Raw genomic sequence first — 18278 nt, 5'->3', positions numbered from 1 at the left:
CACGCAATGGCGAAATTTGAACCGAAGAACTCCGACTTCGACGTGCGCGTGCGCGACAGTTTCAATCTTCAGAAGGTGATGCATACGCTGGGGATCGGCATTGCCGGCCTGTCGCCCGGTCATATCGTTCTGGAGATGGCGCATAGCGACGCGCTGACCCAGCAGCACGGGTTCCTGCATGCCGGAATCGTGTCGACCGCGCTGGACAGCGCCTGCGGATATGCGGCCTTTTCGCTGATGCCCGCAGACGCGGCGGTGCTGACGGTGGAGTTCAAGATCAACCTGCTCAACCCCGCCGATGGCGAACGGTTTCGATTCGTCGCCGACGTGGTGAAACCGGGCCGAACGCTCACGATCTGCGAAGCGCGCGCCTATGCATTGAAAGGACAGGATGAAAAGCTTGTCGCCACGATGACCGGCACCCTGATGGCGTTGGTGGGGCGGACGGGCGTTGCCGGATGACCCGATGCGGGGCAATGGCCCGGGGCCAGTGCGGACAGGTGTGAACCGGCCGCCGCAAATCCGGGCGGCCGGGACGCGGTAGAGGAAAGCCGGATCAGCTGTTCCAGCGGTTTGCGACTTCCACCAGCCGCTGGCCGTAGGCGCGCGCCGTGTCCAGATCGCCGCCCGTCGGGTATTCGTCGGGGGCGCTGTCAGAAGGCGCAATCGCCAGAAGACCGGCATATCCGCCCGTCCAGTTCAGCTTTTCCGGACCGTCCGCCTTGGCGTTCGCGGGCATGAGGCCGACGCCGCACCAGAGCTGGCCGTGTTGCTGCGACAGCGTGAAGAAATACTGGATGGTCGAGAACTTGTCGCCGTTGACCGTGGCCGAGGTGGTAAAGCCGCCGGCAATCTTGTCCTTCCAGTTCCGCGTGAACCAGGGCTTCGAACTGGCATCCGCGAATTTCTTGAACTGCCAGGCAGGTCCGCCCATGTAGGTCGGGCTGCCATAGACGATGGCATCGGCAGAATCGAGCGATGCCCAGGCCGATTCATCCAGCTCTCCGTCGTCAGACAATTTCAGCAATTCGACCTCGGTGCCGTCGACACCCTTGGCGCCTTCGGCAACGGCTTTGGCCTGAACTTCCGTGTGGCCATATCCACTGTAATAGACAATCGCGACATTCGTCATGGTCGGTGTACCTCTGCTTGGATTCTGCACGATTCCGATCTAGGAGACATGGTTATAAAAAGAAAGCCGATTATGTTTTGAAACCTCGTATGCAGGCTGGAGAGGCGACATCGGCGATCTGTGACGTGCGCGCGCAAGGCATTGCAAAATAAACAGTTTACGCTGATGCCGGGGGGTCTGCCAAGGGGGCTCTGAGCGCAGTCGCACAACCATTGTTCGCCGGACGTATCCTCAAGTGCGCGCATTTTCATCGGCGATCCAGGTTTCAGGCACGTGTCCAGAAAGACCCAAGCCAGTCGATCGACCCGCTTTGTCCATTCGGCACGGGTCAACCGCTGGCTTGCGTCCTCCAGGGCCAGAGCTTCCGTGCAATCCCGAGCGCGGGTCCGGAAGATGGAAGACAGATCGGCGCGCCCTGCCCGCATGGCCTCGGGCGGTATCGCATCCTCTCTCGCTCGGAAGCCTCAGAGACTTTGCGCCAGACGCACCCCTTCATCGATCGCGCGCAGCGCGTCGAGTTCGGCGGCCTCCTTCGCCCCGCCGATCATCGTGACGGTGACGCCGCGCGCGCCAAGTTCGTCGGCCAGGGCGCGCTCCGGTTCCTGCCCGGTGCAGAGCACGATCGTATCGGCAGCAATGATCTTCGGTTCTCCGTCCATCAGAATATGCAGCCCCGCGTCGTCGATGCGTTCGTAGACCACGCCGCCCAGAGCCGCGACTCCGTGCTTGCGCAGTGCGTTGCGCAGGATCCAGCCCGTGGAGACGCCAAGCCCCGCGCCCGGTTTCGAAGTTTTTCGCTGTAGCATCACAACCTTGCGACGCGATGATTTCGGGGCCAGCGGATCGCCCGCCAGAGCGCCCGACGTGGCGAACTTCGGGTCCACGCCCCATGTCTTGCAGAATGCGTCGGTGTCGTGGGCCTCGGCCGGTTCGGTCACCAGGAACTCGGCCACGTCATGGCCGATGCCCCCTGCCCCCATCACCGCGACGGTGTCGCCCGCCGCGCGCGCGCCCGACAGGATCTCGGCATAGGTCGCCACACTGGGATGATCGACGCCCGGCAGATCGGGAATGCGCGGCGTGACCCCGGTGGAGATGACCACATGGTCAAAGCCGGTCAGATCGTCCGGCCCGGCCCGCTGCCCCAGGCGCAGCTTGACGCCGTGCTTTTCCATCTGGCCGGAATAGTACCGCAGGGTTTCGTCGAATTCGTCCTTGCCCGGTGCCGCGCGCGCCAGCGTCAACTGACCGCCCAGCTTGTCTTGCGCTTCGAACAGGGTGACGTCATGGCCCAGCCTGGCGGCCTCGGCGGCCGTGGCCATGCCAGCGGCACCGCCGCCGACCACGGCGACCTTCTGCGGAGAATCTGTCGGCGTATCCCGGAATTCGGTTTCGCGCCCGGCCCGCGGGTTGACCAGACAGCCGACCGGCCGGTCCGAAAAGATGAAGTCCAGACAGGCCTGATTGCAGGCAATGCAGGTATTGATTTCGTCGGCGCGGCCTTCGCGCGTCTTCCTGACGAAATGCGGGTCGGCCAGAAAGGGCCGCGCCATCGAGATCATGTCGGCCTCGCCAGAGGCAAGGATATCCTCTGCAAGCTCGGGCGTGTTGATCCGGTTGGAGGCGACGACCGGGATCGACACCGCCGCCTTGACGTTGGCCGCCGCCTGACGCCAGGCACCGCGCGGAACCGGATAGGCGATGGTCGGCACGCGCGCCTCGTGCCAGCCGATCCCGGTGTTCAGAATATCTGCGCCCGCGGTCTCGATCTTGCGCGCCAGTTCTGCGATTTCATCGGCGGGCGCGCCGTCCTCGACCAGATCGGCGGCCGAAATCCGGTAGATGACCAGAAAGTCGGGCCCACAGCGTTCGCGCACCGCGCGGACGATCTCGACCGGAAAGCGGTGGCGGTTCCCGGCGCTGCCACCCCAGTCGTCGTCACGCCTGTTGGTATGGGTGACGGTGAATTCGTTGATAAGGTAGCCCTCGGAGCCCATGATTTCGACGCCATCGAACCCCGCGGCCTGCGCATTGGCGGCGGCTTTGGCGAAATCCTCGATGGTGCGGCGGATGTCGGCGTCCGTCATTTCGCGCGGGACATGGCGGTTGATCGGGGCCCGGATCGGACTGGGCGCGACACAGCCTTCGATCTTGGCATAGCGCCCGGCATGAAGAAGCTGCGCGCAGAGCAGGCTGCCTTCGGCCTGCACCGCCTCGCAGATCGGGCGAAGCTCCTGCGCCTTCTCCGCATCGTCGATGCGCGGACCTTCGGGATCGAATATGCCCTCGGCATTGGGGGAAAACCCGCCCGTGACCAGAATCGCCGCCTCTCCCCGCGCCCGTTCGGCGTAAAAGGCGATCTGCTTGGCAATGCCGTCGGGCTCGGTCTCCAGCCGGGTATGCATCGATCCCATGATGACCCGGTTTCGCAACATGCGGCGGCCCGCGCGGATCGGCGAAAGCAGGGTCCCGAAGCTTTCCTCTTGTGTGCCTGTCATCGTGAACATCCTCCTCACAAATTCCCTTGATCTGTATTCTAACATTTGTTAGATTTTTGGAAAGAGCATAATTTCGGTCATGGGGAGCGGCGCCGATGCAATTCCAGCCATCAGAAGATCAAAAGGCGTTTCGCGAAACCGCGAAGCGATTTGCGACAGAAAAGCTGGCACCGAGCTATCAGGAGCGCGCAAAGGGTCACAGCTTTGATCGCGCCCTGATCAGGGAGATGGGCGCACTGGGTCTGATCGGGGCCGATCTGCCCGAAGAATTCGGCGGGCTAGGCGAAAGCTCGGTCACCTCGGGACTTATCGTCGAAGAGATCGCCTATGCCGATTTCAACGCAAGCTACATCCAGCTTCTGGGCTCGCTCATGGGCGGCATGGTCGCCAAGCACGCCTCTGGCGATATCGCTTCGGAATGGGTGCCCAGGGTTGTTTCGGGGGACGCCGTCATCGGCCTGGGCCTGACCGAACCGCGCGGCGGATCGGATGCGGCGAACCTGATCCTGAAGGCCGAGAGATCCGGAAACGGCTGGCGGCTGAATGGCGAGAAGACGTCCATGAGCTTTGCCAGTCAGGCCGATGCCGCGGTGGTCTTCGCGCGCACCGGCGACCCTGACGGCGGCTCGCGCGGGGTCAGCGCCTTTTTCGTCGATCTGAACCAGGAAGGCATCAAGCGCACCCATTTTGACGACATCGGCACCAAGCCTGTCGGGCGCGGGTCGGTGTTCTTTGACGATGTCTTCGTGCCGGCCGAAAATATGATGGCGGAACAGGACCGTGCCTTCGGCACGATCATGGCGGGCTTCGACTATTCCCGCGCACTGATCGGGCTGGAGTGCCTGGGGGCCGCGCAAGCGTCGGTGGATGAAACCTGGGCCTACGTTCAGGAACGCGAGGCATTCGGGGCCCCGATCGTGCAGTATCAGGGTGTCAGCTTTCCCTTGGCCGAGGCCGAAACCCAGCTGACCATGATGCGCCAGCTTTGCTACTATACGCTGGATCTGCGCGACCGTGGCCTACCCCACACCTCCGAGGCGGCGATGTGCAAATGGTACCTGCCCAAAACCGCCTGCGAGATCCTGCACCAGTGTCTGATCCTGCACGGGCATTACGGCTATACCACCGACCTGCCGCACCATCAGCGTTACAACGACGTTCTCGGCCTTCAGATCGGCGACGGCACCGCGCAGATCCAGAAGCTGGTGATCGCCCGCGAAAAGGTCGGGCGGATGGCGCTTCAATACGACAAGAAGGCGAAGGGAGCCGCGAAATGAGTGACCCGGTCGCCGTAAGTACCGAAGGCAGCGTCGGCATTATCGAGCTGGCGCGCCCCGAGAAATTTAATTGCCTTTCACTGCAAGTGCATGAGCACATCGCTGCCGCGCGCGCCGGGTTCGAGGCCGACCGGGACATCCGGTCGATCCTGATCCGGGCGCAAGGCAAGCACTTCTGCACCGGCGCCGACCTGGCCGAGGTGAAAGGCAAACTGAACGATCCCGCCGCGCTGGACCATTTCATCGCTTTTGGAATGAACAACCTGCGCGCGCTCGAAACCTCCTCCCTCCCTGTCGCAGTGGCGGTGCAGGGTTTGTGTCTGGCCGGTGGGATCGAACTGATGTTGGCTTGCGATGTGTGCTTCGGGGCCGAAACCGCGCAATTCGGCGATCAGCACGCGCAATTCGGCCTGATTCCCGGCTGGGGCGGCTCGCAACGGCTGACCCGGCTGATTGGCCAGCGCCGGGCGCTCGATCTGATGTTCTCGGCCCGCTGGCTCAAGGCGGACGAGGCCAGGGAGGCCGGTCTGGTCAATTACGTCGTGCCGGATGCGGATCTGCACAGGGCCGCGCTGGAATATTGCCAGAAGATTGCCACCCGGTCGCGCCCCGGTATCGCCGAGATGAAGCGTCTGGCACGGGAAGGGGCAGACCTTGGCATCGACCAGCAGATGCGGCTTGAGCGCGACGCCGCCGTACGCGCCCTGCCCAGCGATGATGTCGCCGAAGGGCTCGATGCTTTCGAAAACCGCCGGACCCCCGCTTTCAAGGGCTGAGAAGACACAATGGATTTCACTCTGAACGACGAACAACGCCAGATTTACGACTATGGCGGCCAGCTGGCGCAGAAATTCGACAATGCCTATTGGCTGGATCACGCCCGCAGGCATGAATTCCCGCAAGAGATGTTCCGGAAGATTGCCGATGACGGTTTTCTGGGGATCATGGTGCCCGAGGAATACGGCGGCGCCGGTCTTGGCATGACCGAAATGGCGCTGTTCATGGAAGGCACCGCCAATCACGGCATCCCGCTGCTGATGATGGTGGTCGGTCCGACCATGTCGCTGGCCCATATCGCCAGCCACGGCACCGAGTTCCACAAGAAAGAGCTTCTTCCAGCGGCCTGCCGGGGCGATATCCAGTTCTGTTTCGCGATCACCGAACCGGGGGCCGGATCGAACACGATGAAGGCCACCACGCTGGCCAAACGCAGGGGCAACCGGTTCAGCCTGTCGGGCGAAAAAACCTTCCTCACCGGCGCCGAGGTGTCGGATTATTGCCTGGTGGTGGCACGGACCAAGCCGCATACCGAGGTCAGCCGCAAGACCGACGGCTTCACCCTCTTTGCCGTCGACCTGAAGAAAAAGGGCGTCGACAAACAGCGGGTGAAGATCTCGATCCCCCTGCCCGAGGAGCAATGGACGCTTTTCTTCGACGAGGTGGATCTGGGCCCCGAGGATGTGGTCGGCGAGGTGGACGAAGGATTCTCGATCCTGTTCGACAGCCTCAACCCCGAGCGGATCATCCTGGCCGCGTTGTGCTGCGGCATCGGCCGGTTCGCCCTGAACAAGGGCGTGGCCTATGCCTCCGAGCGCAACGTCTTCGGTCAGCCGATCGGCGCGCATCAGGGCGTGCAGCATCCGATGGCCAAGGCGCATACGGCGGTCGAGATGGCCAGTCTGATGACCCGTCGCGCGGCATGGGAGTTCGACAACAAGCTGCCGGCTGGGGCCTCGTCGAACATGGCCAAATACGCCGCCGCCGAAGCCGGGATCGAGGCCGTGGACGCCGCACTTCAGGCGCATGGCGGGTCGGGCTTTACCGAGGATACGGGGCTCTACGAGATGTATCCGCTGGTGCGCCTGCTGCGCACGGCACCGGTGAACCGCGAACTCTGCCTCAGCTTTATCGGCGAAAAGGTCATGGGCCTGCCGCGATCCTATTGATCGCGCGGCCAGGAAGGGAGGACGACATGCAATTTGGAATGCGCTTCCGGCGTCAGGACGCCGCCGGCAAGGCGAATGATCGCTTCTGGCACGAGATCGAAGGCACGCCGCTCGACGAGGTGCGCCGCATCCAGGAAGAGCGCCTGCGCGATCAGATGGCCTACCTCAAGGAAAACTCGACCTTCTATCAGGAAAAGTTCGCCGAGGCCGGTGTGGATTTCGACGAAATCCGCAGCATCGAAGATTTGCAGAAGCTGCCCTTCACCTACAAGACCGAGATCCGCGAAAGCCTTGCTGCGGAACCGCCCTTCGGCAAGCACCGGGCCGCGCCGATGGCCGATATCATCCAGATGCAGGCCTCGTCCGGCACCACCGGAAGCCCGTCTTACGTGGCGCTGACCGAAGCCGATACCGAGATGTGGCACGAGATGACGGCGCGCTGTTTCTTTGCCAATGGCGTGCGGCCCGGCGATATGGTGCTGCATGCGTTTTCGCTGGCCAAGGGTTTTGTCGGCGGCATTCCGGTGATGCAGGGGTTGCAGTACATGGGCGCAATCGACGTGCCGGTGGGGGCGGATGGTGGCGTGGAACGGCTGCTGCGCGCCTGCGCCGACACGCGCCCGCGTTGCATCGTCGGCGCGCCGAATTTCGTGCTGCACCTGGCTGACAAAGCGCCCGAAGTGCTCGGCTGCAAAGCCAGTGAACTGGGCGTCGAACAGATCATCGTCGGTGGCGAACCCGGCGGCGGCATTCCCGCCATCCGGGCCAAGATCGAAGCGGCCTGGGGCGCGAAATGCTGTGAGATGCTGGGCGGCACCGATCTGGGTGTGACCTATTGGGCTGAATGCGATGCCCAGTCGGGGATGCATATGGTCAACATGGACTACATCATTACCGAATTGCTCGACCCCGAAAGCGGCGAAATCATCCCTTGGGAAAAGGGTGCCGAGGGCGAGATGATCTATACCGCGCTCGGCCGTCGGGCGAGCCCGCTCGTGCGATTCCGGTCGGGCGATTACATCGAGGTTCTCGACACCGACTGCACCTGCGGGCGCACCGGGCCCAAGATCCGCTGCACCGGCCGGACCGACGACATGCTGATCGTGCGCGGGGCCAATGTCTTTCCCTCGGCCATCAACAGCGTGATCACCGAGATGGTGCCGGAGACCAACGGCGTCATGCGCATCGTGGCCGATTTCGAGGGTCACACCACGCAGGGCGCGCTGACGGTGATCGTCGAACGCGGTCCCGACCGCGACGCCGCGGATGACGAGGCGCTCAAGAAGAAAATCGAGCAGCGCCTGCGCGATGCCCTTGTCTTCAAGGCCGACGTTCACCTTGTCGCGCCCGACACCTTTGAGAAACCCGGTGCCGCCAAGGTCGCCTTCGTTCTGAGAGAATATCCCGACCTGCCATGACAAGAATGAAATCCCTTCTCGACACCGGGTCCGACGACTTCCGGGAAAACGACGCGCGGTATCGCGAAAAGATCGGTGAACTGCATGCGCTTCGCCTGCAACAACGTGTCGGCGGCCCGGAAAAGGCGCGCGACCGGCACCTTTCGAAAGGCAAGATCCTGCCGCGCGAACGGGTCGAGCGTCTGATCGACCTTGGCACGCCATTTCTGGAACTGGGCGAGCTTGCCGGGCTGAACAAATATGACGGCGTCCCGCCGGGGGCCGGCATCATCACCGGCATCGGCATGATCGAGGGCCGCCAGTGCATGATCATCGCCAACGATGCCACGGTGAAGGGCGGCACCTATTTCGGCATGACCTCGCGCAAGCATGTGCGCGCCCAGAAGATCGCCTGGAAGAACCGTCTTCCGGTGATCACGCTGGTCGATTCCGGCGGCGCGTTCCTGCCCGATCAGGAGAATATCTTTCCCGACGAGGGCCAGTTCGGTTCGATCTTCCATCAGCAGGTCGGTATGTCGGGCGACGGCGTGCCGCAGATCGCCGTGGTCATGGGCCCCTGCACGGCGGGTGGTGCCTATATCCCCGCGCTCTGCGACGAGGTGGTGATCGTGCGCGGTCAGGGCTTCATGTATCTGGGCGGCCCGGAACTGACCTTCGCGGCGACCGGCGAGAAGGTCGAAGCCGAAGAACTGGGCGGCGGCAAGATGCATTCGTCGGTGTCGGGCGTGACCGACCATCTGGCCGAGGATGACGCCCACGCCCTGGCCATCACCCGCGAGATCGTCAGCCATCTGGGCGAAAAGCCCCGGCCCCGCAAGACGCCCGCCGCGCCGCGCCCGCCGGCCTATCCGGTCGAGGAAATCTACGGCATTGTCAGCCGCGATCCCAGGGTGCCGACAGACAACCGCGAGATCGTCGCGCGGCTGGTGGACGGCAGCGATTTTCACGAGTTCAAACCGCTCTATGGCGACACCATCATGACCGGCTGGGGCCGCATCCACGGCCATGAGGTCGGTATTCTCGCCAATACCGGCGTGCTCTTCGTCGAGGCCGCGCTGAAGGCCACCCATTTCATCAATCTCTGCGTCCAGCGCGACATTCCGCTGCTGTTTCTGGCCGATGTAAACGGCTTCATGGTCGGTCGCGAGGTCGAGCAGATGGGCATCGCCAAGGCCGGGGCCAAGATGATTACCGCCATGTCTTCGGCCCGGGTGCCCAAGTTCACCATCATCACCGGCGGCTCCTACGGCGCGGGATATCTGGCCATGCTGGGCCGCCCGTTCCAGCCGGATGCGACCTTTGCCTGGCCCACGGGCCGCGCCGCCATCATGGGCCCCGAACAGGCCGCCAGCGTGCTGGCGCAGGTCCGCGCCCAGATCAACGAGCGCGAAGGCAAGAGCTGGACGCCCGAGGAGGAGGACGCCTTCAAGGCCCCGATCCGCAAGGAATACGAGGATTTCCAGGGGGCCTACAATTTCGCCTCGAACCTCTGGATCGACAGCGTGATCGAGCCCTGTGAGACCCGCGATGTCATGGCGCTGATGCTGGATGCGACCTCGCGCAGGCCAAAGGTCGAAACCAGTTTCGGCGTGTTCAGGATGTGAGGCGCGGGACATGAAAATCAAAACGCTTCTCATCGCCAATCGCGGCGAAATTGCCTGCCGGATCGCGCGTACCGCGCGGGCCAGCGGTATCACCCCGGTCGGCGTGCACTCCGAGGCCGATGCCAATGCGCTTCATGTGCGCGAGATCGGGCATTCCGTCTGCATCGGTGCCGGACCGGCCTCCGAGAGCTACCTGAAGATCGACGCGGTGATCGCCGCCGCGAAATCGGTCGGCGCGGATGCGATCCATCCCGGATACGGCTTTCTGGCGGAAAACCCGGATTTCGCCCGTGCGGTCGAGGCCGCCGGGATGATCTTCATGGGGCCGACGCCGGACACGCTCGAACGGTTCGGCGACAAGGCCAGCGCCAAGGCGGCGGCCGTGGCCGCTGGCGTCCCTGTGATCTCGGGCGCCGAAGGCGCGTGGTCCGATCCGCAGCAGATTGCCGACGAGGTGCGCGAAATGGGCCTGCCCGTCCTGCTCAAGGCGGTCGGCGGCGGCGGCGGGCGCGGCCAGCGGCTTGTGACCGACGAGACCACGCTTGTCGAGGACATCGAAGGCGCGCTGCGCGAAGCAAAATCCACCTTCGGCTCCGAAGGGCTGCTGCTGGAGCGGTTCCTGCCCGAGGCGCGCCATGTCGAAGTGCAGATCGCGGGCGACGGCAAGGGGCATGTGGTGCACCTGTTCGAACGCGACTGCACGCTTCAGCGCCGTCACCAGAAGGTCATCGAGGAGGCCCCGGCCTGGGGCCTGCCCCGCGCCCTTCTGGACGAGATCGCGCAGGACGCGGTGCGCCTGGGCGAAACGCTCGACTATCGCGGTCTGGGCACGGTGGAGTTTCTGGTGGCGGGCGAGGACTACTTTTTCCTCGAAGTGAACCCCCGCATTCAGGTCGAACACCCCGTCACCGAGGCGATCACCGGGCTGGATCTGGTGGCGCTGCACCTGCGCATTGCGGAAGGTGCGGGCCTCGGGCTGGTGCAGGAGGATCTGGCGATCAACGGCCACGCGGTCGAGGCGCGGCTTTACGCCGAAGACCCGGCGATGCAATTCGCCCCCTCGACCGGCACCCTGACCACGCTCAGCCTGCCCGAGGGTCTGCGCATCGACAGCGGTGTCGAAGAGGGCGACGCGGTCACCCCCTTCTATGACCCCATGATCGCCAAGCTGATCGTTCACGCGCCGGACCGGGAGACCGCCCTGGCGCGGCTGGCGACAGCCCTGGATCACGTCGCAGTGGAAGGCGTGCAGACCAACCGCGCCTTTCTGACGGCGCTGGCGCGCGACCCCGAATTCGAGCGGATGCAGGTTCACACACGCTGGATCGACGGCAGGCTCGACGCGCTGACACAGGCAGGCCCCCTTGCCCGCCCCGAGTTGTGGAAGGCCGCCGCCGCCATCCTTTTCGTGGCCACGCCGCGCCGCGATACCGATGCCGATCCCTGGACCAACCGCGACACCTTCACCGGCTGGCGGCTTGGATTGGGGGGCGATCGGATCGAAGCCGGACAGCCTGTGACGCTGACCGATTCCGCCGGGGCCTCCGAGGAATTGCTCGTCGGACCTGTCAAGCACGGAGACCGATACACCGTCCTGGCGGAAAACGCCGATGCGGCGACCCTGTCGGTGCGTGAAACCACGCCGGGCCGCTGGCGTGTGAGCCAGGGCGACACGGTCCACCTCATCGACGCGCGGCTTCATGCGGGCGTGATCGAGCTGGACACGCCCGAGGGCCGCCTGATCTTCCATCCGGCCGCGCCTCTGGACTACGCCGGCGGCGATGCTGCGGCGGACCGTGCCGTGGCTTCTCCGCTGACCGGGATGATCGTCGAGATCAAGGTGACCGAGGGTCAGCCCGTCACCGAAGGCGACGTGATTGCGGTCATGGAATCCATGAAACTCGAAATCTCGATCCGCGCGGCCGCGACCGGGATCACCAGCAACATATCCGTCTCGAACGGAGACATGGTCGATCGTGGCCAGGTCATCGCCGAGATACTGCCGCCCGAGGAGTGATGAGATGAGCGACTTTCCCAAATTCGTCGAATTCCGAGAGGAAGGCCCGCGCGAGGGCTTCCAGATCGAAAAGAAGATCTATCCGATCGAGGAGCGGATCGAGTTGATCGACATGCTCAGCGAGACCGGTTTGAAACGCATTCAGGTCGGCAGCTTCGTCAGCCCGAAATACGTGCCGCAGATGGCCGACACCGGCGAGCTGTTCCAGCGGATCAAGCGCAAGCCGGGCGTCAACTACACCTCGCTCTGGCTGAACGACAAGGGGTTTCGCAAGGCGCTGACCGCGCATGAGGTCGATATCGACCCGCGCCTGCTGTTCTACCCCTCCGAGGCCTTTGCGCAATCCAACAACAATTGTTCCTCCGCCGAGATGCGCGAGAAACAGCGCGACTGGGTCCGGCTTTACAAGGAAGAAGGCTACACCGTGGACGCCGCCTATGTGATGACGGCCTTCGGCTGCAATTTCGAAGGCCCCATCCCGCAAGAGCGCATCCTGGACGATTTCCGCTTCATCCTGCAACTTTGCGAGGAAGAGGAGATTCCGGTGCCGATCCTCGTGGTCGCCGACACGATGGGCTGGGGCAACCCCGAAGCTGTCAAGCGGATGATCGGCGCGCTGCGCGACCTGGCACCGGAGGCCCGCATCGGCATGCATATCCACGACACGCGCGGGCTGGGCATCGCCAATGTCCATGCCGCGCTGTCGATGGGCGTGGACATGTTCGAAAGCTCTGTCGCCGGGCTGGGCGGCTGTCCTTTCGCGGGCCACGGCCACGCGCGCGCCGCGGGCAATGTCTGCACCGAGGACGCCGTGTTCCTGTGTCACGAGTTGGGCATCGAGACCGGCATCGATCTGGACAAGCTGATCGCGGCGGCCCTCAAGGCGGAAGAGATCATCGGCGCGCCGCTCATGGGCCGGGTCATGCACACAGGCGGACTCGACAAATATCGCAAGGCAGGCTGAGGGAGAATGAATATGGCAAGGGCACTTGACGGAAAGGTGGTTCTGGTCACCGGGGCGGGTGGCGGAATCGGTCGCGATATCGCGCTGATGGCCGCGTCAGAAGGCGCCGCCGTGGTGGTCAACGATCTGGGCGCATCGCTGAAGGGCACCGGGCAGACGGAAACCGCAGCGCAGAAGGTGGTTGAGGAAATCAAGGCCGCTGGGGGCGAGGCGATTGCCGATGGCGGCAGCGTCACCGACCCCGACGCCGCGCGCGCGATGATCGAAGCCGGGGTAAAGGAATTTGGCCGCATTGATGCCGTCGTGAACAACGCCGGTATCCTGCGCGACGGGTTCTTCCACAAGATGACCTATGAGGATTTCGACGCGGTGGTGAAGGTCCATCTTTACGGTGCCTTCAACACAAGCCGCGCCGCCGCCGACTATTTCCGCGAGCAGGAAAGCGGCGCGCTGGTGCACATGACCTCGACCTCGGGGCTGATCGGCAATTTCGCACAGGCGAATTATTCCGCCGCCAAGCTGGGCATCGCGGCCTTTTCGAAATCGGTGGCGCTCGATCTCAAGCGCTGGAACGTCCGTTCGAACTGCATCGCGCCCTTCGCCTGGAGCCGGATGATCTCGTCGATCAAGACCGACACCGAGGAACAGAAGACGCGGGTCGAGAAGGTCAAGAAGATGACCCCCGCCAAGGTCGCGCCGATGGCTTGCTACCTGATGAGCGACCGCGCGGCGGATGTGTCGGGGCAAATCTTTGCAGTGCGGATGAACGAGATATTCCTGTTCAACCAGCCCCGCCCGCTCCGGTCCGTCCACTCCGGTGACGGCTGGACCGCCGATGAAATCGCCGAGCGCGCCATTCCCGCGCTCAAACCGCAGTTCACACCGCTCGAAGTTTCGGCGGATGTCTTTTCATGGGATCCAGTCTAATGGGCAAGCGCAAGGAAAAAATCAGCTCGAAGATCGGCTGGAGCACCCCCGACAAGATTTGCGTGCGCGGGCTCGACCTGCCGAACGAGATCCTCGGCCATATGAACCTGGGCGATCTGGCCTTTCTGCAATTGACGGGCCGCAAGGCCACGCTCGAGGAAAGCCGCGTCTTCAACGCCATCATCATCACCCTTGTCGAACATGGCATCACGCCATCGGCCCTGGCGGCGCGGATGACCTATATGGGCGCGCCGGAATCGCTTCAGGCGGCGGTCGCGGCCGGGCTCTGCGGGCTGGGCACGGTGTTTGTCGGCTCGATGGAAGGCGCGTCGAAGATGCTTTACGAGGCACTGCCCGAGGACAAGCTGGGCACTGGCGCCGATCTGGACGCAATCGCGCTGGAGACGGTCGAAAAATTCCGCGCCAGAAAGGCCATCGTTCCGGGGCTGGGCCATCCGGTGCACAAGCCGGTTGACCCGCGCGCGCCACGTCTGTTCCAGATCGCGGCCGAGAATGGAAAATCCGGCGAATACATCGAACTGATCCAGAAAATTCAGACCGTCGCCGAGGAAAAGTCCGGCAAGATGCTGCCGATCAATGCCACAGGTGCGATCGGTGCGATCTGCTGCGAATTCGGCTTCCCCTGGAAGATCGTGCGCGGCTTTGGCGTCATGGCACGCGCCATCGGGCTGGTCGGTCATATCCTTGAGGAAAGCGAGAATCCGATTTCTTTTGAATTGTGGCAGCGCGCCGAAGAGGAAATCCTCGAAACCTCCGGCCCGGGAGCGGCTTGAACGATGCAGACTTCGGCACCCGACACCCATAACGATCTGCGCGACGCGCTTCGTGCGCTGTGCGCGCAGTTCCCGCCGGAATATCATCGCAAGTTCGGCGAGGATGAAACCTATCCCGAAGAATTCGTCGATGCACTGACCCGCGAAGGCTGGCTGGCGGCGATGATCCCCGAGGAATTCGGCGGCTCGGGCCTCGGCCTGACCGAGGCCTCGATCATCATGGAAGAGGCAAACCGTTGTGGCGCCAATGCCGGCCACTTCCACGGACAGATGTACAACATGGGCACGCTCCTGCGGCACGGCTCGGACGCGCAGAAGCAGAAATACCTGCCCGGCATCGCCAGCGGCGCCTTGCGCCTGCAATCCATGGCCGTGACCGAACCGACCACCGGAACCGATACCACCAAGCTCAAGACCACCGCGGTCAAGAAGGGCGATCGGTATGTGGTCAACGGTCAGAAGGTCTGGATCAGCCGTATCCAGCATTCGGACCTGATGATCCTGCTGGCGCGCACCACGCCGCTGAAAGAAGTCAAGAAGAAATCCCAGGGACTGTCGATCTTCATGGTCGATCTTAAAGAGGCCATCGGCAATGGCATGGAGGTCCGCCCCATCGCCAACATGCCCGGCCATGAGACCAACGAAGTGTTCTTCGACAACCTCGAAATCCCCGCCGAGAACCTGATTGGCACCGAGGGGCGTGGCTTCTATCATATCCTAGACGGTCTGAACGCGGAGCGGACCCTGATCGCGGCGGAATGTATCGGCGACGGCTACTGGTTCGTGGACAAGGCCCGCGCCTATGCCGGTGAGCGCATCGTTTTCGACCGTCCCATCGGGCAGAACCAGGGCGTGCAGTTTCCCATCGCCAGGGCCTATGTGAACGTCGAGGCCGCCAACCTGATGCGCTTCGAGGCCTGCAGACGCTTCGATGCCGGGCAGGAGTGCGGGGCGCAGTCGAACATGGCCAAACTGCTGGCCGCCGATGCCAGTTGGGAAGCGGCCAATGCCTGTCTCCAGACCCACGGTGGCTTTGGATTCGCGCGCGAATATGATGTCGAGCGCAAGTTCCGCGAGGCCCGGCTGTATCAGGTGGCACCGATCTCGACCAACCTGGTCCTGTCTTATGTCGGCGAGCATATCCTTGGTATGCCGCGGTCGTTCTGAGATGTTTCCGAGCGGGACTTGATCTCTGTCATGCGGGACGCAAGCCGCATCCTTTTTAAACTGCCGTCACAGCAATCTTAAAGGATGATCGACATGAAACGGCTCCAGGGAAAGACTGCACTGATCAGTGGTGCGGCCAATGGCATGGGGGCCGCAGAGGCACGTATTTTTGCCGATGAAGGTGCGAAGGTCATCGTGGCGGATGTCGACGACACGGGCGCAAAATCCGTGGTGCAGGACATTAAGGATGCGGGGGGCACCGCAATGGCGGTGCATCTGGATGTGTCCGATGCCGCCAGTTGGGAAAAGGCGATCGATGAAGGGCAAAAGGCATTCGGCAACATCAACGTGTTGGTCAACAATGCCGGCATCGCTTTTCTGAAGCCGGTCCAGGACACGTCGGAAGAGGAATGGGACAAGATCTTCGCGATCAATGCAAAGGGGGTTTTTCTTGGCACCAGGGCGGTGCTGGAGAATATGAAAGCCGCGGGCGTTGGAGCAATCGTCAATATTTCGTCGATCTATGGTCTGGTCGGCGCGCCTTCGGCGGCGGCATATCAGGCGACCAAAGGTGCGGTGCGACTGCTTACCAAATCGACGGCATCGGATTACGCGCCGTTCAACATCCGGGTGAATTCGATCCATCCGGGCGTGGTACGCACCGCGATGACGGAAGACATTCTGGCTGACCCGGACGGTCAGAAGGAGATACTTGGGACAACGATCATGGAGCGCCCTGCCGAGCCGGAAGAGGTAGCTTGGGCGGTGCTGTTTCTGGCTTCCGACGAGGCATCCTACATGACCGGATCCGAAATGGTTGTCGATGGCGGCTATACCGCGCGGTGAAACGCGCGGAGCCGGAAGCCTGGAACAGTCGGGACCGGTTGGCCGCGAACCGATCCTGGCCAACCCGGAACCGGTTGATTTGGGCGCGAGTTTCCGACAGGCGTCGTGAAATCCATGAGCGAAGGGCACGACCGGCAGCGAATTCGACGCACTTCACTCCTAGCCTGGTTCCGTCAGGTGTCGGCGCGCGGAAGGCGGATTTCGGACAGAACCTCCTCCGTGTGCTCGCCCAGCCGCGGTGGCAGACGGCGCACCCGGCCGGGGCTATCCGAGAACTGGACCGGTATCCGGGGCGTCACGAGGGCGCCCTCTGTCGGGTGCTCGTGGCGCTCGAAATACCCGGTTTGAACTAGGTAGGGATCAACCAGCAGATCCTCCAGGCTGTTGGCCGGTCCATTCGGCACGTCGGCCGCGTCGAACCGGCGGCGCCACTCGGCGGTTGTATTCCCCGCGATTGCCTCGGCGAGGATTCCATATAACCCGTCGATGTGATCGGTGCGCAACTCGGCTGTGGCAAATCGTGGATCGTCGCGCAGCTCGGGCCGGCCTATGGCGTCGAAGAGACGCAGCCACTGGTTGTCCATCGCCGCCATCACGCAGATGTGCCCGTCCTGCGTCGGATAAGGCCGACGATGAGGCGAGAATACCCGGCTGTAACCCATGCCCAGATCGGGCCGGTCGAGCGTTGCGCCCCAGAAATGCTCGATCAGATTGAAGTTGACCATCGCATCCATCATCGGCACGTTTACCTGCTGCCCGTGGCCGGTGCGCTCGCGCCAGACAAAGGCCATCGCGATGGACGATGCCAGGATGTAACCGCATAGTTTGTCCGCGATTACGGTGGGGAAATAGCGCGGCTCGCCGCTGGCCCGGGCCATTATCCCGGCTACGCCGCTGGCGCCCTGGATCACATCGTCGAAAGCAGGCCAGTCGCGGCGCTCGCTGTCCAGCCGGAAACCCGAAGCCGAGGCGTGGATGATGTCGGGATTGACCGCGCGGATCGCCTCGTAGTCAACGCCCAGCCGTTCGGCGGCGCCAGGGCGCATCGAATGCACCAGCACGTCCGCGGAACGCACCAGATCAAGGAGCGCGGCCCGCGCGTCGGGTTGCTTCAGGTCGAGCACGACCGAGCGTTTGTTGCGGTTTGCGTTGAGGAACAGTGCCCCCATCTTCGGGTTGCGCGACGGTCCCACCTGGCGTGTGTAGTCGCCGTCGGGTGACTCGATCTTGATGACGTCGGCCCCCATGTCGCCGAGGATCTGGGTCGCCACCGGCCCCAGCACGTTGACCGAAAGATCAAGCACCCTGTAACCGGCAAGCGGGCCGTCCCCCTCGGCTGGCTGCTGCGGTGATGGCTGCTGCGGCTGGCTGTCCATTTTTCTTTTCCTTTTGCGGTATCGCACCCTTCGAGCCGGCAATGCGCGCCGCAGTCCGGCGGTCAGCCGGCCCGCAACCCAAGGGCGCGGCGCGGCAACCCTGCGGAAGCGTCCCTGCAAGACCCACACTGCTTCGGGAGCGGCTCGCGAAAGCGGTTCCGCAGGCCATTAGAACGGCGTCGCCAAAAGCGCTCAACCGCCGCAGATCAAAAAACACATCTGTGCGCAAAAGGCCCGCCCGGCCCGGAGGTCTTGGTGCAGGCTGACCGCCCCGCTTACCCTAGGGTACCGGAGTCCTGTCATCGGCAGATG

Annotated in this window: 15 protein-coding genes; 12 read left to right on the top strand and 3 right to left on the bottom strand. The window is 63.4% G+C overall.

Annotation, left to right across the window (positions count from 1 at the left end):
* The first annotated feature begins 6 nt into the window (after positions 1-6).
* Entirely contained in the window at positions 7-462 is a 456-nt protein-coding gene (locus ACEQXV_RS12215) for a PaaI family thioesterase (RefSeq protein ID WP_370269416.1), read from the top strand.
* Positions 463-556: 94 nt separating this feature from the next.
* On the opposite strand, the gene ACEQXV_RS12210 is transcribed toward ACEQXV_RS12215, so the two are convergent.
* On the bottom strand, positions 557-1132 hold the full coding sequence (locus ACEQXV_RS12210) for a flavodoxin family protein (protein WP_370269414.1): 576 nt from the start codon (positions 1130-1132) through the stop codon (positions 557-559).
* Positions 1133-1596: 464 nt separating this feature from the next.
* Positions 1597-3630 (bottom strand): FAD-dependent oxidoreductase, encoded by a 2034-nt coding sequence (locus ACEQXV_RS12205; protein WP_370269413.1) that lies wholly within the window; start codon positions 3628-3630, stop codon positions 1597-1599.
* A gap of 95 nt (positions 3631-3725) precedes the next feature.
* Between ACEQXV_RS12205 and ACEQXV_RS12200 the strand changes: the two genes are divergently transcribed.
* The 11 genes from ACEQXV_RS12200 (at position 3726) to ACEQXV_RS12150 (ending at position 16590) form a co-directional block, all read left to right on the top strand.
* Entirely contained in the window at positions 3726-4907 is a 1182-nt protein-coding gene (locus ACEQXV_RS12200) for an acyl-CoA dehydrogenase family protein (RefSeq protein WP_370269412.1), read from the top strand.
* Positions 4904-5683, top strand: coding sequence for an enoyl-CoA hydratase/isomerase family protein (locus ACEQXV_RS12195; RefSeq protein ID WP_370269410.1), 780 nt, complete (start codon positions 4904-4906; stop codon positions 5681-5683). Before ACEQXV_RS12200 ends, ACEQXV_RS12195 begins: the two co-directional genes overlap by 4 nt.
* A gap of 9 nt (positions 5684-5692) precedes the next feature.
* The gene (locus ACEQXV_RS12190) at positions 5693-6853 is read left to right on the top strand and encodes an acyl-CoA dehydrogenase family protein (protein ID WP_370269409.1); all 1161 of its coding nucleotides are present in this window, start codon (positions 5693-5695) and stop codon (positions 6851-6853) included.
* 26 nt (positions 6854-6879) lie between these two features.
* On the top strand, positions 6880-8271 hold the full coding sequence (locus ACEQXV_RS12185; RefSeq protein ID WP_370269408.1) for a phenylacetate--CoA ligase family protein: 1392 nt from the start codon (positions 6880-6882) through the stop codon (positions 8269-8271).
* The gene (locus ACEQXV_RS12180; RefSeq protein ID WP_370269407.1) at positions 8268-9875 is read left to right on the top strand and encodes an acyl-CoA carboxylase subunit beta; all 1608 of its coding nucleotides are present in this window, start codon (positions 8268-8270) and stop codon (positions 9873-9875) included. The genes ACEQXV_RS12185 and ACEQXV_RS12180 overlap by 4 nt, the downstream gene beginning before the upstream one ends.
* A 10-nt stretch (positions 9876-9885) precedes the next feature.
* Complete coding sequence (locus tag ACEQXV_RS12175) at positions 9886-11892, top strand: biotin carboxylase N-terminal domain-containing protein (RefSeq protein ID WP_370269405.1); 2007 nt, start codon at positions 9886-9888, stop codon at positions 11890-11892.
* A 4-nt stretch (positions 11893-11896) separates the two neighbouring features.
* Positions 11897-12856, top strand: a complete 960-nt coding sequence (locus ACEQXV_RS12170; protein ID WP_370269404.1) for a hydroxymethylglutaryl-CoA lyase — start codon at positions 11897-11899, stop codon at positions 12854-12856.
* A 12-nt stretch (positions 12857-12868) separates the two neighbouring features.
* Positions 12869-13783 carry an SDR family NAD(P)-dependent oxidoreductase gene (locus tag ACEQXV_RS12165; protein WP_370269403.1) on the top strand — a complete coding sequence of 305 codons (915 nt, stop codon included), beginning with the start codon at positions 12869-12871 and terminating at the stop codon, positions 13781-13783.
* Complete coding sequence (locus ACEQXV_RS12160; protein WP_370269402.1) at positions 13768-14577, top strand: citryl-CoA lyase; 810 nt, start codon at positions 13768-13770, stop codon at positions 14575-14577. Before ACEQXV_RS12165 ends, ACEQXV_RS12160 begins: the two co-directional genes overlap by 16 nt.
* Positions 14578-14580: 3 nt before the next feature.
* Positions 14581-15744 carry an acyl-CoA dehydrogenase family protein gene (locus ACEQXV_RS12155; RefSeq protein ID WP_370269400.1) on the top strand — a complete coding sequence of 388 codons (1164 nt, stop codon included), beginning with the start codon at positions 14581-14583 and terminating at the stop codon, positions 15742-15744.
* Between the two features lie 93 nt (positions 15745-15837).
* Entirely contained in the window at positions 15838-16590 is a 753-nt protein-coding gene (locus tag ACEQXV_RS12150; protein WP_370269399.1) for an SDR family NAD(P)-dependent oxidoreductase, read from the top strand.
* Positions 16591-16763: 173 nt separating this feature from the next.
* Here the strand turns inward: ACEQXV_RS12150 and ACEQXV_RS12145 are convergent, their stop codons facing one another.
* The gene (locus ACEQXV_RS12145; protein ID WP_370269398.1) at positions 16764-17966 is read right to left on the bottom strand and encodes a CaiB/BaiF CoA transferase family protein; all 1203 of its coding nucleotides are present in this window, start codon (positions 17964-17966) and stop codon (positions 16764-16766) included.
* Between the last annotated feature and the right edge of the window lie 312 nt (positions 17967-18278).

Origin of the sequence: Nioella sp. (assembly GCF_964229645.1) — a bacterium.
Taxonomy (GTDB): domain Bacteria; phylum Pseudomonadota; class Alphaproteobacteria; order Rhodobacterales; family Rhodobacteraceae; genus Nioella.
Note: the sequence above shows the minus strand (reverse complement) of the source record. Positions and strands in the feature narration are given on the sequence as shown.

Coding starts and splice junctions, on each gene's coding strand:
- ACEQXV_RS12215 (WP_370269416.1), top strand. CDS start 7: ATGGCGAAATTTGAACCGAAGAACTCCGACTTCGACGTGCGCGTGCGC.
- ACEQXV_RS12210 (WP_370269414.1), bottom strand. CDS start 1,132: ATGACGAATGTCGCGATTGTCTATTACAGTGGATATGGCCACACGGAA.
- ACEQXV_RS12205 (WP_370269413.1), bottom strand. CDS start 3,630: ATGACAGGCACACAAGAGGAAAGCTTCGGGACCCTGCTTTCGCCGATC.
- ACEQXV_RS12200 (WP_370269412.1), top strand. CDS start 3,726: ATGCAATTCCAGCCATCAGAAGATCAAAAGGCGTTTCGCGAAACCGCG.
- ACEQXV_RS12195 (WP_370269410.1), top strand. CDS start 4,904: ATGAGTGACCCGGTCGCCGTAAGTACCGAAGGCAGCGTCGGCATTATC.
- ACEQXV_RS12190 (WP_370269409.1), top strand. CDS start 5,693: ATGGATTTCACTCTGAACGACGAACAACGCCAGATTTACGACTATGGC.
- ACEQXV_RS12185 (WP_370269408.1), top strand. CDS start 6,880: ATGCAATTTGGAATGCGCTTCCGGCGTCAGGACGCCGCCGGCAAGGCG.
- ACEQXV_RS12180 (WP_370269407.1), top strand. CDS start 8,268: ATGACAAGAATGAAATCCCTTCTCGACACCGGGTCCGACGACTTCCGG.
- ACEQXV_RS12175 (WP_370269405.1), top strand. CDS start 9,886: ATGAAAATCAAAACGCTTCTCATCGCCAATCGCGGCGAAATTGCCTGC.
- ACEQXV_RS12170 (WP_370269404.1), top strand. CDS start 11,897: ATGAGCGACTTTCCCAAATTCGTCGAATTCCGAGAGGAAGGCCCGCGC.
- ACEQXV_RS12165 (WP_370269403.1), top strand. CDS start 12,869: ATGGCAAGGGCACTTGACGGAAAGGTGGTTCTGGTCACCGGGGCGGGT.
- ACEQXV_RS12160 (WP_370269402.1), top strand. CDS start 13,768: ATGGGATCCAGTCTAATGGGCAAGCGCAAGGAAAAAATCAGCTCGAAG.
- ACEQXV_RS12155 (WP_370269400.1), top strand. CDS start 14,581: ATGCAGACTTCGGCACCCGACACCCATAACGATCTGCGCGACGCGCTT.
- ACEQXV_RS12150 (WP_370269399.1), top strand. CDS start 15,838: ATGAAACGGCTCCAGGGAAAGACTGCACTGATCAGTGGTGCGGCCAAT.
- ACEQXV_RS12145 (WP_370269398.1), bottom strand. CDS start 17,966: ATGGACAGCCAGCCGCAGCAGCCATCACCGCAGCAGCCAGCCGAGGGG.